15 protein-coding genes and 1 tRNA gene are annotated in these 13,824 nt (G+C 64.0%); 4 read left to right on the top strand and 12 right to left on the bottom strand.

Annotation, left to right across the window (positions count from 1 at the left end):
* The first annotated feature begins 43 nt into the window (after positions 1 to 43).
* Positions 44 to 553 carry a pantetheine-phosphate adenylyltransferase gene (coaD, locus tag PKKP23_RS16335; RefSeq protein WP_017772636.1) on the top strand — a complete coding sequence of 170 codons (510 nt, stop codon included), beginning with the start codon at positions 44 to 46 and terminating at the stop codon, positions 551 to 553.
* 157 nt (positions 554 to 710) lie between these two features.
* Positions 711 to 968 (top strand): YfhL family 4Fe-4S dicluster ferredoxin, encoded by a 258-nt coding sequence (locus PKKP23_RS16330; protein ID WP_017772637.1) that lies wholly within the window; start codon positions 711 to 713, stop codon positions 966 to 968.
* 32 nt (positions 969 to 1,000) lie between these two features.
* Here the strand turns inward: PKKP23_RS16330 and hisC are convergent, their stop codons facing one another.
* The 8 genes from hisC to PKKP23_RS16290 all read right to left on the bottom strand — a co-directional run bounded on the left by hisC (position 1,001) and on the right by PKKP23_RS16290 (position 8,151).
* Positions 1,001 to 2,071 carry a histidinol-phosphate transaminase gene (gene hisC / locus PKKP23_RS16325; RefSeq protein ID WP_126877670.1) on the bottom strand — a complete coding sequence of 357 codons (1,071 nt, stop codon included), beginning with the start codon at positions 2,069 to 2,071 and terminating at the stop codon, positions 1,001 to 1,003.
* A 19-nt stretch (positions 2,072 to 2,090) separates the two neighbouring features.
* Positions 2,091 to 2,690, bottom strand: a complete 600-nt coding sequence (gene pth, locus PKKP23_RS16320) for an aminoacyl-tRNA hydrolase (protein WP_017772639.1) — start codon at positions 2,688 to 2,690, stop codon at positions 2,091 to 2,093.
* Between the two features lie 138 nt (positions 2,691 to 2,828).
* The gene (locus PKKP23_RS16315) at positions 2,829 to 3,449 is read right to left on the bottom strand and encodes a 50S ribosomal protein L25/general stress protein Ctc (RefSeq protein ID WP_017772640.1); all 621 of its coding nucleotides are present in this window, start codon (positions 3,447 to 3,449) and stop codon (positions 2,829 to 2,831) included.
* Between the two features lie 155 nt (positions 3,450 to 3,604).
* Entirely contained in the window at positions 3,605 to 4,567 is a 963-nt protein-coding gene (locus tag PKKP23_RS16310; RefSeq protein ID WP_176049014.1) for a ribose-phosphate pyrophosphokinase, read from the bottom strand.
* 39 nt (positions 4,568 to 4,606) lie between these two features.
* A tRNA-Gln gene (locus PKKP23_RS16305) sits at positions 4,607 to 4,683 on the bottom strand.
* Between the two features lie 52 nt (positions 4,684 to 4,735).
* Entirely contained in the window at positions 4,736 to 5,617 is an 882-nt protein-coding gene (gene ispE / locus PKKP23_RS16300) for a 4-(cytidine 5'-diphospho)-2-C-methyl-D-erythritol kinase (protein WP_126877669.1), read from the bottom strand.
* A gap of 21 nt (positions 5,618 to 5,638) precedes the next feature.
* A complete protein-coding gene (gene lolB / locus PKKP23_RS16295) occupies positions 5,639 to 6,304 on the bottom strand; it encodes a lipoprotein insertase outer membrane protein LolB (RefSeq protein WP_126877668.1) in 666 nt (221 codons plus the stop codon).
* Complete coding sequence (locus PKKP23_RS16290) at positions 6,304 to 8,151, bottom strand: tetratricopeptide repeat protein (protein ID WP_126877667.1); 1,848 nt, start codon at positions 8,149 to 8,151, stop codon at positions 6,304 to 6,306. Before PKKP23_RS16290 ends, lolB begins: the two co-directional genes overlap by 1 nt.
* Before the next feature lie 87 nt (positions 8,152 to 8,238).
* Between PKKP23_RS16290 and mutM the strand changes: the two genes are divergently transcribed.
* On the top strand, positions 8,239 to 9,069 hold the full coding sequence (mutM, locus tag PKKP23_RS16285; RefSeq protein ID WP_126877666.1) for a bifunctional DNA-formamidopyrimidine glycosylase/DNA-(apurinic or apyrimidinic site) lyase: 831 nt from the start codon (positions 8,239 to 8,241) through the stop codon (positions 9,067 to 9,069).
* A 36-nt stretch (positions 9,070 to 9,105) separates the two neighbouring features.
* Positions 9,106 to 10,212: an A/G-specific adenine glycosylase gene (gene mutY, locus PKKP23_RS16280; RefSeq protein WP_126877665.1), complete on the top strand. Its 1,107-nt coding sequence runs from the start codon at positions 9,106 to 9,108 to the stop codon at positions 10,210 to 10,212.
* Positions 10,213 to 10,244: 32 nt separating this feature from the next.
* Here the strand turns inward: mutY and PKKP23_RS16275 are convergent, their stop codons facing one another.
* The 4 genes from PKKP23_RS16275 to ptsN form a co-directional block, all read right to left on the bottom strand.
* Entirely contained in the window at positions 10,245 to 10,880 is a 636-nt protein-coding gene (locus PKKP23_RS16275; protein ID WP_126877664.1) for an LON peptidase substrate-binding domain-containing protein, read from the bottom strand.
* Between the two features lie 80 nt (positions 10,881 to 10,960).
* A complete protein-coding gene (gene rapZ / locus PKKP23_RS16270) occupies positions 10,961 to 11,854 on the bottom strand; it encodes an RNase adapter RapZ (protein ID WP_017772649.1) in 894 nt (297 codons plus the stop codon).
* Positions 11,855 to 11,920: 66 nt separating this feature from the next.
* Entirely contained in the window at positions 11,921 to 12,889 is a 969-nt protein-coding gene (gene hprK, locus PKKP23_RS16265) for an HPr(Ser) kinase/phosphatase (protein ID WP_017772650.1), read from the bottom strand.
* Positions 12,890 to 13,041: 152 nt separating this feature from the next.
* Entirely contained in the window at positions 13,042 to 13,557 is a 516-nt protein-coding gene (ptsN, locus tag PKKP23_RS16260; protein WP_017772651.1) for a PTS IIA-like nitrogen regulatory protein PtsN, read from the bottom strand.
* Positions 13,558 to 13,824 lie beyond the last annotated feature (267 nt).

Below are 13,824 nucleotides of genomic sequence, written 5' to 3'. Positions count from 1 at the left end.
GCTGGCGCGGCGCCCTCATTTGTCTGTTGAGAGGAGAAACAACATGGTAGTCGCCGTGTACCCGGGTACGTTCGATCCGCTCACGCGCGGTCACGAGGACCTCGTGCGGCGGGCGTCGAGCATCTTCGACACGCTGGTGGTGGGCGTGGCGGACAGCCGCAACAAGAAGCCGTTCTTCTCGCTCGACGAACGCCTCGACATTGCCCGCGAGGTGCTGGGCCACTATCCGAACGTGAAGGTCATGAGTTTCAGAGGTCTGCTTAAAGACTTCGTTCGCAGCAACAACGCGCGCGTGATCGTGCGCGGCCTGCGCGCCGTGTCGGACTTCGAATACGAGTTTCAGATGGCTGGCATGAACCGCTACATGCTGCCGGACGTCGAGACCATGTTCATGACGCCGTCCGACCAGTATCAGTTCATCTCGGGCACCATCGTTCGCGAGATTGCCCAACTGGGCGGCGACGTCAGCAAGTTCGTGTTTCCGTCTGTCGAGAAATGGTTGCAGGACAAGGTCTCGGCGCTGGGCGGCCCCGTCATTCCGAAGAACCCCTGAGCAATTTGACGAAGCGGCGTAAACTGGCGGCTGTGTTCAACGCAACGAAACACGGCCTCTCTTTGCCCCGCCCCCGTTTTCGGCTCGCAGCCATCAGCGACATCAACCGGAAACGACCGGCGCCAGTTGGAAGAGGCCGGCAGGAAGTGAGAAAAGCATGGCCCTGATGATTACCGACGAGTGCATCAATTGCGACGTTTGCGAGCCCGAGTGCCCGAACGACGCCATTTCGATGGGCCCGGAAATCTACGTGATCGACCCGAACAAATGCACCGAATGCGTCGGCCATTTCGATGAGCCGCAATGCCAGCAGGTGTGTCCGGTCGAATGCATTCCGCGCGATCCCCAGCATGTGGAGACGCGCGATCAACTGATGGAAAAGTATCGTGGCCTGATGGCCGCGAAGAATGCCTAGCCTCTAGCGTTAGCCCGGCGAGGGCGGCGGTCTTACCGGCCGAGCAACTCGCCCAGCGCACTGACGAGCGTGTCGCACTCCGCGTCGGTGCCAATCGAAATCCGCAGATACTGGTCGATGCGCGGTGCCTTGAAGTGCCGCACGAAGATTTCGCGCTCGCGCAACGTCGCCGCAAGCATCGCGGCGTCGTGGTCCTTGTGGCGCGCGAACACGAAGTTCGCGGCTGACGGCACGACGTCGAAGCCGAGTGTTTCCAGCTTCGCTGTCAGGCGTTCCCGGCTTGCAATCACGCGGGCGCAATTCGTTTCGAACCACGCGGTGTCTTCATACGACGCGGTTGCTGCCACCTGCGCCAGTCGGTCGAGCGGATACGAATTGAAGCTGTCCTTCACGCGGTTCAGCGCCTCGATGAGCGCAGTATCTCCAAACGCAAAACCCACCCGCATGCCCGCCAGCGAACGCGCCTTGGAGACCGTCTGCACCACGAGCAGATGAGGATAGCGGTCGATCAGATTCACCGCCGACTGCGCGCCGAAGTCCACATACGCTTCGTCGATCACCACCACCGATTCCGTATTGCGCGCCACGAGCGCTTCGATCTGATCGAGCGGCAACGCGCGGCCCGTGGGTGCGTTCGGATTCGGAAACAGCACGCCGCCGTTGGGCGCGGTGTAGTCGTCGATACGGATTGCGAAGCTTTCGTCGAGCGTGACCGTGCGGTAGGCCACGTCGTAGAGCCGCGCGTAGGTCGGATAGAAGCTGTACGTGACGTCGGGGAAAAGCACGGGATGCGCGTGCTTCAGCAGCGCCTGGAACACGTGCGCGAGCACTTCATCGGAGCCGTTGCCGACGAACACCTGGTCTGCCCGGATGCCGTGATGCGCGGCCACGGTTTCGCGCAGCCGGCGGGCGCTCGGGTCCGGGTAGCGACGCAGCGCTTCGCCCGTGTCGCCCAGTTCGCGACGAATGGCCTCGACCACGCGAGGCGAAGGCGGGTACGGATTCTCGTTGGTATTGAGCTTGACCGGATGCGCGAGCACCGGCTGTTCGCCGGGCACGTAGGGCACCAGTCGATGGACGATGTCGCTCCAGTAGCGGCTCAAAACAGTCTCCCGTTCGTGTTCAGACGCGATGCAGTTGCATCATCGCGCGCTCGAGTTCGCCCTTGACCACGAGCGGCATCACGGCGAGCGAGCGTTCGATGGACGCATCGATCACGTCCTGCTCTTCCTTGCGCGGCGGCTTCAGCACGAAATTGGCGACGTCCGGCTTCGCACCCGCTCGCGCGCTCTCGGGAATGAGGTCGCGCGGATGCCCGATGCCGATGCGCAGCCGCCAGTAGTGCTGCGTCGACAGGTGGGCGGAGATGTCCTTCAGCCCGTTGTGGCCACCGCTACCGCCGCCCAGCTTGAGCTTGACCGTGCCCGGCGGCAGATCGAGTTCGTCGTGCGCGACGAGAATCTGGTCGGGCAAGATCTTGAAGAAATGCGCGAGCGCGACCACCGACTGTCCGGAGCGGTTCATGTAGGTCTGCGGCTCGAGCAGATGCACTTCCTCGCCGTAAAGGCGCGCCTTCGCGTAGTGGCCGTGAAAGCGCCGCTCGTCGCGCAGCGACGTGCCTGCTTCGCGCGCGAGCTGGTCCACGAGCCAGAAGCCTGCATTGTGGCGCGTCGCGGTGTATTCGGCGCCCGGATTCCCGAGCCCGACGATCAGCCTGATCATGATGAGGTTCTCGCGGCCGCGCCGCTCGCGGGCGAGGCACGCAACGATCGAAAAAAAACCCGCCGGGGCGAACCGCGGCGGGTCACGTCGTCCGTTCCATTGAAACGGATCGAGAGGATAGCTTCGCTATCCCTCAGCTCAGGCAGCGGGCTTCTCGCCTTCGCCTTCACCTTCCGCGGCAGCATCGGATGCTGCGCCAGCCGGGATTGTCGCCGAAACGATAACCGGGTTTTCAGCGTCGAGGTGAGCCGTGAGCGCAACGCCGTTGGGCAGGGGAATGTCCTTCGCGTGCAGCGACTGACCTGCTTCGATCTTCGCCAGATCGACTTCGATGAACTCAGGCAGTGCGGCCGGCAGGCATTCCACTTCGATTTCGTTGAACACGTGCGAGATAACCGCGCCCGACAGCTTCACGGCCGGGTTGGTTTCCTGGTTCATGTAGTGCAGCGGCACCTTCGTGTGGAGCTTGCGGCTTGCGTCAACGCGCTGGAAGTCCACGTGCAGCACGAGCTGACGGAACGGATGGTATTGCACGTCGCGCAGCAGCACTTGCTGCGACTTGCCGGCCACTTCCAGGTCGAGGATCGACGAGTGGAAGGCTTCCTTCTTCAGGGCGTGCCACAGCGCGTTGTGATCGAGTTCGATCAGTTGCGGCTCGGCGCTGGCACCGTAAACGATGCCCGGCGTCTTGCCGGTATTGCGCAGGCGGCGGCTCGCACCCGTACCTTGCAGGTTGCGCTCGAAAGCGACTACTTTCATCTTGCTTCTCCAATGTACTGCCCGCGACCAGGCAGTAAAAACGGGGCCTTCGCACACTGGCTCGGGCCCCAACATAATGGCGCGAACCTTCGTTCGCTCGCGCCTTGATGCGAACAAACGCGGTATCCGGAGACACCGCGCTTACCGCAAAACCTTTAACTTTCGGCGAACAGCGACATCACCGAGTCGCCGCGGCGGATACGCGAGAACGTCTCCGCGAGCAGACCCGCGCACGAAAGCGAACGGATCTTCGAGCAGGCACGGGCTTCTGCGCCAAGCGGAATGGTGTCCGTCACAACGAGTTCGTCGAGCGACGAGCCGGCAATGCGCTCGCCTGCGCCGCCCGAAAGCACCGGGTGCGTGGCGTAGGCGAACACCTGCTTCGCGCCGCGGTCCTTGAGCACCTGTGCTGCCTTGCAAAGCGTGCCGGCCGTGTCGACCATGTCGTCCATGATCACGCAGGTACGGCCTTCCACTTCACCGATGATGTTCATCACCTCGGCGACGTTCGCTTTCGGACGACGCTTGTCGATGATGGCCAGATCGCAGTTGAGCTGCTTCGCGAGGGCCCGGGCACGCACCACGCCGCCGACGTCAGGCGAAACGACCAGCAGGTTCTCGTAGTTCTGCTTGCGCAGATCACCGAGCAGCACGGGCGTGGCGTAGATGTTGTCGACCGGAATGTCGAAGAAGCCCTGAATCTGGTCGGCGTGCAGATCCATCGTGATGATCCGCTCGACGCCGGCAATTTCCAGCATGTTCGCCACGACCTTCGCTGAGATCGCGACGCGCGCCGAGCGCGGACGGCGGTCTTGCCGGGCATAGCCGAAGTAGGGGATGGCAGCGGTGATCCGGCCTGCGGATGCGCGCTTGAGCGCATCGACCATGATCATCAGTTCCATCAGATTGTCGTTCGTCGGCGCGCAGGTGGACTGCAAAACGAAGACGTCTTTGCCGCGTACGTTTTCCTGGATTTCAACCTGGATTTCGCCGTCGGAGAAACGGCTCACCATTGCTTTACCGAGGGGAATTCCAAGAATCTTGACGACATCCTGAGCAAGCGCAGGATTGGCGTTGCCAGTAAAAACCATCAGGCCGTCATGGCTGCTGCTCATCATGCACCTGCTTCAGGCTGGGCGGAGGAATGCGAGAATTTTTGGCAGGGGAGGAAGGACTCGAACCCTCGAATGCCGGAATCAAAATCCGGTGCCTTAACCAACTTGGCGACTCCCCTACACTAACTTTGAGCTCCACCGGGCCGGTAGGACTGCCCGATGATGCAAAACCTATGCCGCGAAAGCGAAGAGTGGATGGGTATCGAGGCTTTCCGTTACTACGCTCAACCAACCTGCCGGCATTTTGGCTTGCGCCGCTTCTGCTTCGGCCCGGCTGGCAAACGCTGCAAAAACGCTTGCGCCTGATCCGGTCATCCGCGCGGGTGCGATGTTGTCGAACCATCCCAGCACCTGCGCAACTTCCGCGTATTTCCTCGCGACAACCGGCTGCATGTCATTTTGGCCGAAGCTTTCTGGCCATCCTGCGCTGCAACCTTGCTGTGCAAGAAAGTCCGTCATTGTGATGACTTTCGTGTCTCTTGTCAACGCCTCGTCTGAAAAAATTGCGGCGGTCGGGACATGTGCCCGCGGCGTGACAACGAGAAAAAAACGCCGCGGCAATTGTACAGCCTGAAGCGCTTCGCCAACACCCTCTGCGAAGGCATTTTTGCCGAAGACGAAGAAGGGCACGTCGGCGCCCAGCTTCAGTGCAAGCGACTGCAGTTCCTCGCGAGGCAAATCAAGCTTCCAGAGGCGATTGAGCGCGAGCAGCGTGGTCGCCGCGTCCGAGCTGCCACCACCCAGACCCGCTCCCATCGGCAGTCGCTTTTCGATCTCGATCTCGACGCCTTTGCGCGTGCCCGTGTGCTGCTTGAGCAGTGTCGCGGCACGTACGGTGAGGTCCTGTTCGGGCGGTACGCCGCGCACTTCAGTCTTGCGCGTGATCTCGCCGTCTTCACGAGCGGTGAAGTGCAGCGTGTCGCCCCATGCGAGTAGCTGGAAAACGGTCTGCAACGAGTGGTAGCCGTCGGGCCGGCGCCCCGTGATGTGCAGGAAAAGGTTCAGTTTGGCGGGCGCGAGGCAGCCGCGCAGCGAGTCGGGTGTTTCAGTCATGAGGAAAGCGCAGGGCGCTGCTTACTGGTCGAGCACGAGCTTGATGTCGAGCGGCGGTTCCGCGCGGCTCAGGTTGACGCGCTTCACGCCGGTGGCGGGCGCGTCGGCATACGAGAGGTAATCGATGGTCCAGCCGTCCTGGCGGATCTGCTTGAGCCGCGAATCCTGCCCGGCGTCCTTTTCGGTCTGCGCATGCGATGTGGGCGCAATGGACGGCTGCAGCCAATAACGCAGCCCTTCCACAGGCAGCGCGAAGCCGAGCGCGTTTTGCATCAGCGTCGATACGTTGTCTGCCGTGAGCGGTTGCCGGTTGGGCAACTCGAGCGTGGCGGCCGCGGGCGAAGACGTCACGATGGCAAGCGTCTGCCCGAACGGATTGAGCAACTGGAGCGTGACGGTGTCGCCGTTTTCGCGCCAGTCGAAGTTGCCGTACGCATTGCGCGGCTGCCCGTTCTGATCGACGTACTGCACGGCGAAGCGCCCGTGGTACGCGCGGCTCGTTTGCGCGGTGACGGACGTCGAGGCGTTCGAGGTCGATTCAGCGGGATGCGGCACGCTCGCGCACCCGGCAAGCGCCAGGGCGAGCACGGCGGCGAGCCCGAGGGCGCCGCGCCGTGCAGCCTTATAGCCGCCGGATGCATGAGGAAAGCGAGAAGCGAAACGGTTGGCGTGACGGGATGAATACATCAGAGATCGTTCACCTGAAAGCGCTTGAGCGTTTTCACGAGCGTGTCGTTATCGGGTTCAAGCTTGAGTGCGTCGCGCCAGGCGGCGCGCGCTTCGTCCTGGGCGCCGCTCTTCCAGAGCACTTCGCCGAGGTGCGCACCGATTTCGGCATTCGGCTGCAGCGTATAGGCCTTGCGCAGCAGCTTGATGGCGTCCGACGTCTCGCCGAGCCGGTATTTCACCCAGCCCACGCTGTCCATGATGAACGCGTCGTTCGGCGCGAGCGACGACGCTTTTTCGATCAGCTTGTCCGCTTCCTGAAGGCGCTGGTTACGATCGGCCAGCGAGTAGCCGAGCGCGTTGTACGCCTGTGGATTGTTGGGCTGGGTGCGGATCAATTTGCGCAGCTGCGTTTCCATGACGTCGTAGTGCGCGTTCTTTTCCGCGGCCATCGCGTAGTCGTAGGTCAGATCCGGATCGTCCGGAAACTGCTCCACGGCCTTGGCGAGTCGGGCTTCGGCTTCGGGATAGCGCTTGGCATCGAAGAGGATCGCGGCGTCCGTGCGCGCGATGAGCGCCTGGTCGCGCGGGTCCGCGGCCTGAATGCCGGCGAGGAGCTTGCGCGCATCGTCGGGCTTGCCCTGTTTTTCGAGCAGCTGCGCGCGCGTGACCTGTGCCGGAATGTACTGCTGGCTGTCGGGCTGAATGCGGTCCAGCCACTTCGCGGCGTCCGTCTCGTTCTTTTGCTCGAGCGCGAGCTGCGCGAGGTAGATGTAGGCCTGGCCCGGGTCACCGCCAGGCGTCTTTTCGGCCTGCTGCGCGTACTGCGTCAGATACGCCTGCGCTTCAGGGAATTTCTTCTGCTGGATGCTGATGAGCGCGAGTGCCATCAGCGGCGTGAGGTCGCCGCTGTTGTCCTTGCGCATGGTCTCGAACTGCTTGCTCGCGTCGTCGAGGCGGTCCGCAGCGAGATACGTCTGCGCAAGCGCGAGCCTTCCGTCGTGCGACTTCGGATTCTGCTGAACATACTTCTCGAGCGACGCGATTGCTTCGTTGCGCTCGTCCGGACCCATCTGCGCAAGCATCAACGCGGCGGGCAGGTAGTCCGGCCGCATCGAGAGCGCGGTTTCGAGCGACTTGCGCGCGCCGGGCACGTCGTCGGCGAGCAATTGCTGCCGGCCGATGGCAAGTTGCGCCTCGGGCCGCTTCATGTCGTTCTTGAGCAGGTCCTTGAGCGTGTTCAGACCGCCCACACGGTTGGGGCCACGTGAGAGCAGCAGTTGCAGCGAGAGGATCGCGCTGCCGCGATTCTCTTCCGATACGCGCGCAAGCTCGCGCGCGAGCAGGGGCTCAGCGTCCTCGGGGCGGCCCGAGAGCACGAGCAGCGACGCATCGAGTTGCGCCGCGCGATCCGACGCGGGCGCGTACTGCTGCCAGAGCTGCGCGGCGGCGAGGGCGTCCGAGGGGCTTTGCGCCGCGATGGCGATTTCGGTTGCGCGTTGCGCCATGCGCGGGTCGTGCGTGTCGCGTGCGAGGGCGAGGTACGTCTGGTACGCCGGCGCGGGCTGGTCGCGCTGCAATGCGATTTCAGCGGCCAGAACCTGGAATACGATCTGGCTCGTCAGCGGAACGTCAGGCAGAGACTTCTGTTCCTCGGCAGTAGGTGCGCCGAGCATATCGGGCATTGCCGAGGTGTCGCCCGTGTCCGGCGAAGGGTCCTGCGCGAACGCGGGGGCGGCGGCGAGCGTCCACGCCGCAACCACCGCGGCGCCGAGCAAGCGGCGGACCGAAATGGCAGACGGCAGGTGGAGCTGAGGCAGGGCGTGAGCCCGGCGCTTCGCAAACAGCTTCACGAAAGACAGTTCCATGGAAATCCGTTGAATGTTTCGGACGATTGTAACGCGCTCGCTACAATAAGCGCACAATCGGCCACGCAGCCAGCAAACCACTTAGACATGCCAGAACTGCCGGAAGTTGAGGTTACCCGTCGGGGAATCGAGCCTTATGTCGCGGGCCGTCGCGTAGCGCGCGTCGACGTTCGCACTGCCGCCCTGCGCTGGCCCGTTCCAGCCGGACTCGCCCGCCTTTTGCGCGGGCGTACGGTCTACAAGGTCGAGCGGCGCGGCAAGTATCTGCTGTTCGAGATCGACGAAGGCTGGTTCATCGTACACCTGGGCATGACGGGCACGCTTCGAGTGCTGCGCAACCTGCCGCACCTGCCCGCGGCGGGCAAGCACGATCACATCGACTGGATCTTCGACGACTTCATTCTGCGGTTTCGCGATCCGCGGCGCTTCGGCGCCGTACTGTGGCATCCGCGCGAAGCGGGCGACGTGCTCGGTCATCCGCTGCTCGCGAGCCTTGGCATCGAGCCGTTTACGCCGGCGTTTTCGGGCGCGCTGCTGCACCGGAAAACGCGCGGCCGCAAGGTCTCGGTCAAGCAGGCGCTGCTAGCCGGCGACATCGTGGTGGGCGTGGGCAACATCTACGCATCGGAGAGCCTCTTTCGCGCGGGCATTCGGCCTACCACGCCGGCAGGCCGCGTGTCGCTCGCCCGTTATGAACTGCTTGCGGACGCTATCAGAGCGACGCTCGCCGCCGCCATCGAGAAGGGCGGGAGCACGCTGCGCGATTTCGTGGGCAGCGACGGCGAGAGCGGTTATTTCCAGCTGGACTATTTCGTCTATGATCGCGCTGGCCAACCGTGCCGCGTGTGCGGCACGCCGATCCGGCAGATCGTTCAGGGCCAGCGCTCCACCTACTATTGCCCGGTCTGTCAGCGCTGAGACCCGGCTTCGCTTCTCCTTGCTTCCCCTCTTTTCATGCTCGCTCCCACCGTTCTTTCCTCGTCCGCGCAGCACACGTATGCCGCATTTTCAGCGCGGCTCATCGCGTGGCAGCGACAGCACGGCCGTCACGACCTGCCGTGGCAGAACACGCGCGACGCCTATCGCATCTGGCTTTCAGAGATCATGCTGCAGCAGACGCAGGTCTCCACGGTGATTCCGTATTACGCGCGTTTTCTGGAGCGATTCCCGGACGTGGCGGCGCTCGCCGCCGCACCGCTCGACGACGTGATGGCACTGTGGGCTGGGCTCGGCTATTACTCGCGCGCTCGCAACCTGCATCGATGCGCCCAGGTAGTGGTGGATGAGCACGGCGGGGTGTTTCCCGGTACGGTGGACGCGCTCGCGGAACTGCCGGGCATTGGCCGTTCGACGGCCGCCGCCATCGCGTCGTTCGCATTCGGCGCGCGGGCCACGATTCTCGACGGCAACGTGAAGCGCGTGCTCGCGCGCGTGTTCGGCGTGGAGGGATTTCCTGGCGACAAGCGCGTGGAAACGGCGATGTGGTCGCTCGCCGAGTCGCTGGTGCCGGGTGCCGAGGCCAGCGACGCCGACGTCACCGCCTACACCCAGGGGCTCATGGATCTGGGCGCCACGCTCTGCGTGCGCGGCAAGCCCGAATGCGCGCGTTGCCCGTTTGCCGACGATTGCGTTGCGAACACAACGGGCCGCCAGCGTGAACTGCCGGCGGCCCGGCCCAAGAAGACCGTGCCGACGCGCCGTACGTGGATGCTCGTGCTGCTCGATGGGGATGCCGTGATGCTGGAGCGGCGTCCGCCGTCAGGCATTTGGGGTGGCCTGTGGAGCCTGCCCGAGGCGGCAGACGAAGTCGCACTTGCGGATCGCGCGCGCACGTTCGGTGCGCGGGGCGCCGCTTCTGCGCTTGCGTCGCTTACGCACACGTTCACGCACTTCAGGCTCGATATCGAACCGCGTGTGGTCGAAATGGATCGCATCGCGAATGCGCAGCCTATGGCCGGCGCTGCAGAGACAGCCTGGGTCTTGCTCAACGATATCGATTCGTATGGGGTGCCTGCGCCCGTGCGCAAGCTGCTCGACGGATTGCGCGGCTCGTTGCTATAGCGGGTTCGCGGTTGCAGCGAGCGCCGCGCCGCCTACAGCAGTTGATGCTGCTGCATGTAGTGATGCACGACGTCGATGCGCGCACCGGCGTCCTGCAATTCCATGAGCTTTTGCCGCGCCCGCAGCGCGACGGGCAGCACTTCGGCGAGCCGGTTCGATACCCACGTCGGGTCGTCGAGGCGGAACGGTTCGGCGAACGGCACGCTGTCCGGATCGCGCTCGCGAATCGTTTCGATGATGCGTTCCAGCACCTCCGCGCACGCGCCGAATTTCGCGAGCCGGTCGGTGCCTTCCAGCGGCGCGTCGTCGCCGATCGGCTCGGCCATGCCGACCAGAAGGCCGCTTGCTTCCACCCGATGCGTCAGCAGCCGGAAGCGCCGTGTGCCGCGTGCGCGCACCAGCAGCATGCCGAACGTTTCGACGTCGCATTGTTCGATCTCGGCCAGGCACCCGGTCGCTTCCGGCACCGAAGGTTCGTCCGGCTGAGCTACTTCGCCACCGCTCTTCAGCAGGCATACGCCGAACGGCGTGTTCTCGCGCAGGCAGGTGCGCGCCATGTCCAGGTAACGCGCCTCGAAGATCTTCAGCGGCAGCAGGCCGTCGGGGAAGAGCACCGTGTGCAGCGGGAACAGCGGCAGATCGGCGAGTACGGCATTGGTAGAGGACATGGCGCAACGCTTTCGGTTAAGGCCGCGCGGCGCGGCCAGTTGAGCACGGCCAGTTAGGCGCGGCCAGTCGGCACGGCCGTTCAGGCAACGAGCTTCGACGATTCGCCTACGTCCAGTGGCGCATCGCGGTGCCGCACGATAACGTTTGCTTCTTTCGCAAGACGCGCGGCGAGCGTCTCTGCGATGAATACCGAGCGGTGTTGACCGCCCGTGCAGCCAATTGCGACGGTGAGATAGCTGCGATTGTCTTCGCTGAAACGAGGAAGCCACTTCACGAGAAACGCGTGGATGTCGTCGATCATTTCGCGCACGACGGGCAACGCGTTCAGGTAGTCGATCACGGGCCGGTCCAGGCCCGTCAACGGACGCAGCTCACGGTCGTAATAGGGATTCGGCAGGGTGCGCACGTCGAACACAAAGTCGGCGTCTAGCGGCACGCCGCGTTTGAAGCCGAACGACTCGAAGGTGAGCGCGAGACTGCTGCGTTCCTGCTCGACGAAGCGCTTCACCCAGGCGCGCAGCGCATTCGCGCGCAGATTGCTCGTGTCGATCTGATGGCCGAATTCGGCAAGCCCCGCGACCAGCTCCCGCTCATGCTCGATTGCTTCCTCAAGCGACGTGAGCAGCCCGACGTCGGCGTCATGCAGTGTGGAGCCCGACAACGGGTGGCGGCGGCGCGTTTCCGAGAAGCGCTGGATCAGTGACTGCGTGCTGGCGTTCAGGAACAGCACGCGCACGTCGTGCTGGCGCGAGAGATCGCGGATCATCGCGGGCATTTCGTCGAGCGAAGCGCTCGAACGGGCGTCGATGGCTACCGCCAGCTGCTCCTGGCCGTCGCTGGCCAGATAGGCGGCGAGCTGTGGGAGAAAACGCGGTGGCAGATTATCGACGCAGTAATACCCCGCGTCTTCGAGCGCGTTCAACGCAACAGACTTGCCGGAGCCGGAGATGCCGGTGATCAGGATAATGCGCATGGGAGTGGGGAAACGGTTCGTTTCATCATAGCATCTGCCCCGCGCGCCTGCCCGGCTGGCGCGGCGCTACATCAGCTTGCCGGGGAACTGGCTGTCCGGATCCTGCATGGCGAGGCGCTGGCGGTCCATGAAGTCGCGCAGCGTATCGATGCCGCGCAGTTGCAGGATCGTGTTGCGCACGGCGGCTTCCACGAGCACCGCGAGGTTGCGGCCGGCCGCAACCTGAATCGTGACCTTGCTGATGGGCAGGCCGAGCACGTCGACCGTCTGGCTTTCCAGCGGCAGGCGCTGGAATTCGCCGTCGGGGCGGCGCACCAGCTGGACGATCAGCTTCAGCTTCATTTTGCGGCGCACCGCCGTTTCGCCGAAGATCGTCTTGATGTCGAGCAGGCCAAGGCCGCGCACTTCGAGCAGATTCTGCAGCAGCGGCGGGCAGCGGCCCTCCACGAAGTCGGGGCCGAGCCGCACGAAGTCGACGGCGTCGTCGGCCACGAGGCCGTGGCCGCGGCTGATCAGCTCCAGACCCAGTTCGCTCTTGCCGAGACCCGAGTCGCCCGTGAGCAGCACGCCCATGCCGAGGATGTCGAGGAATACGCCATGCAGCGTGGCGCGTGGCGCGAGGATGCGCGACATGTAGAGGCGCAGACTGTCGATCACCGCGGCCGCCGACATCGGCGTGGTGAAGAGCGGCGTGGACGAGCGGGTACAGCGCAACACGAGTTCCGGCGGGGCGGCGACGCCGCCGGCGACGACGAGGAACGGCGGCTCGAGGGCGATCAGCTCGGCCATGTGCCGCGAGCGGTCTTCGTCGGTCTGGCGCTGGTAGTAATTGACCTCCGCCTCGCCCAGCACCTGGATGCGGTTCGGGTGGATCAGGTTCAGGTGGCCCACGAGGTCGGCGCTCGACGTCGCATTTACCACCGTTTCGGCCGAGAAGCCGCGTTCCCAGCCTTCATGCCCCGTCAGCCAGCTGAGCTTCAGCGTGGCGGCGTTGTCGTCGAAGATGCTTTGGGCGTTGATGCTGGAGGTGTCCATGAATCCAAGACTCCAAGGTGGGCCGCTCGTCCGGCGTTCCGGAGCGAGGCTGCCCGGTGGGCGCATCGGATGGGGCGTACCTCAGCCGTGTTGCGCGGAGTGCGGCGTCGGGGGGAGAGCGGTCTTTCGCCGGGCGGGCCGGCCGCGATACGTCAAGGTTGCCACTGGGTGAGCAGGCGATGCAATGCTTCGCGGTCTTCTTCGGTGTGCAGGCGCTCGCGCGTTTCCCGGTCCGAGAGCAACTGGGCGATTTCCGAGAGAATTTCGAGGTGTTGCTGCGTGGCTTGCTCGGGTACGAGCAGGAAGATCAGCAGCGAGACAGGCTGGCCGTCCGGCGCCTCGAACGGAATGGGCGCCGCGAGACGCACGAAGGCGGCGAGCGGCTGCTTGAGGCCCTTGATGCGTCCGTGCGGGATGGCCACACCTTCGCCGAGGCCAGTGGACCCGAGGCGTTCCCGCGCAAACAGATTGTCGGTCACCGTACTGCGGGCGATGCCGTTCTGGTTTTCGAAGATCAGGCCCGCTTGCTCGAACACGCGTTTCTTGCTGGTGACGGAGAGTCCGACGACGACGTTCTCGAGTGGAAGAATTTTGGCTAAACGATTCATGTTGGCAGGCGAAAACGTGGCCTGGATGCTGCTTGCCGCGGCGGGTGACGGATATTCCATGTCTGACAGGATGCTCACGGCGAAGTGCGACGAAACCCCTTTTTTAACGGGACTCCGGCGGAAATGCCCCGAAAGTGACCGAAACATTATAGAACAAGCATACATCGGCATGGTGCGATGCGCCATGCATTCACCCAGGCATCGAAACCTGGCGTTCGTCGCGGTTATCCCATTAGCCGTCATGCCCAGCCCATGAAAAAACCGCCCGGTTTCGGGCGGTTTTTTCATGGGCTGCCAGCCGGACTGTCCGTGGCCGCGCGGGCCGTG

Origin of the sequence: Paraburkholderia kururiensis JCM 10599 = LMG 19447 (assembly GCF_003986935.1) — a bacterium.
In the GTDB taxonomy this organism is placed as follows: domain Bacteria; phylum Pseudomonadota; class Gammaproteobacteria; order Burkholderiales; family Burkholderiaceae; genus Paraburkholderia; species Paraburkholderia kururiensis.
This window is presented reverse-complemented; position numbering and strand designations above follow the sequence as displayed.

Coding starts and splice junctions, on each gene's coding strand:
- coaD (WP_017772636.1), top strand. CDS start 44: ATGGTAGTCGCCGTGTACCCGGGTACGTTCGATCCGCTCACGCGCGGT.
- PKKP23_RS16330 (WP_017772637.1), top strand. CDS start 711: ATGGCCCTGATGATTACCGACGAGTGCATCAATTGCGACGTTTGCGAG.
- pth (WP_017772639.1), bottom strand. CDS start 2,690: ATGATCAGGCTGATCGTCGGGCTCGGGAATCCGGGCGCCGAATACACC.
- PKKP23_RS16315 (WP_017772640.1), bottom strand. CDS start 3,449: ATGAAAGTAGTCGCTTTCGAGCGCAACCTGCAAGGTACGGGTGCGAGC.
- PKKP23_RS16310 (WP_176049014.1), bottom strand. CDS start 4,567: ATGATGAGCAGCAGCCATGACGGCCTGATGGTTTTTACTGGCAACGCC.
- ispE (WP_126877669.1), bottom strand. CDS start 5,617: ATGACTGAAACACCCGACTCGCTGCGCGGCTGCCTCGCGCCCGCCAAA.
- lolB (WP_126877668.1), bottom strand. CDS start 6,304: ATGTATTCATCCCGTCACGCCAACCGTTTCGCTTCTCGCTTTCCTCAT.
- PKKP23_RS16290 (WP_126877667.1), bottom strand. CDS start 8,151: ATGGAACTGTCTTTCGTGAAGCTGTTTGCGAAGCGCCGGGCTCACGCC.
- mutM (WP_126877666.1), top strand. CDS start 8,239: ATGCCAGAACTGCCGGAAGTTGAGGTTACCCGTCGGGGAATCGAGCCT.
- mutY (WP_126877665.1), top strand. CDS start 9,106: ATGCTCGCTCCCACCGTTCTTTCCTCGTCCGCGCAGCACACGTATGCC.
- PKKP23_RS16275 (WP_126877664.1), bottom strand. CDS start 10,880: ATGTCCTCTACCAATGCCGTACTCGCCGATCTGCCGCTGTTCCCGCTG.
- rapZ (WP_017772649.1), bottom strand. CDS start 11,854: ATGCGCATTATCCTGATCACCGGCATCTCCGGCTCCGGCAAGTCTGTT.
- hprK (WP_017772650.1), bottom strand. CDS start 12,889: ATGGACACCTCCAGCATCAACGCCCAAAGCATCTTCGACGACAACGCC.
- ptsN (WP_017772651.1), bottom strand. CDS start 13,557: ATGGAATATCCGTCACCCGCCGCGGCAAGCAGCATCCAGGCCACGTTT.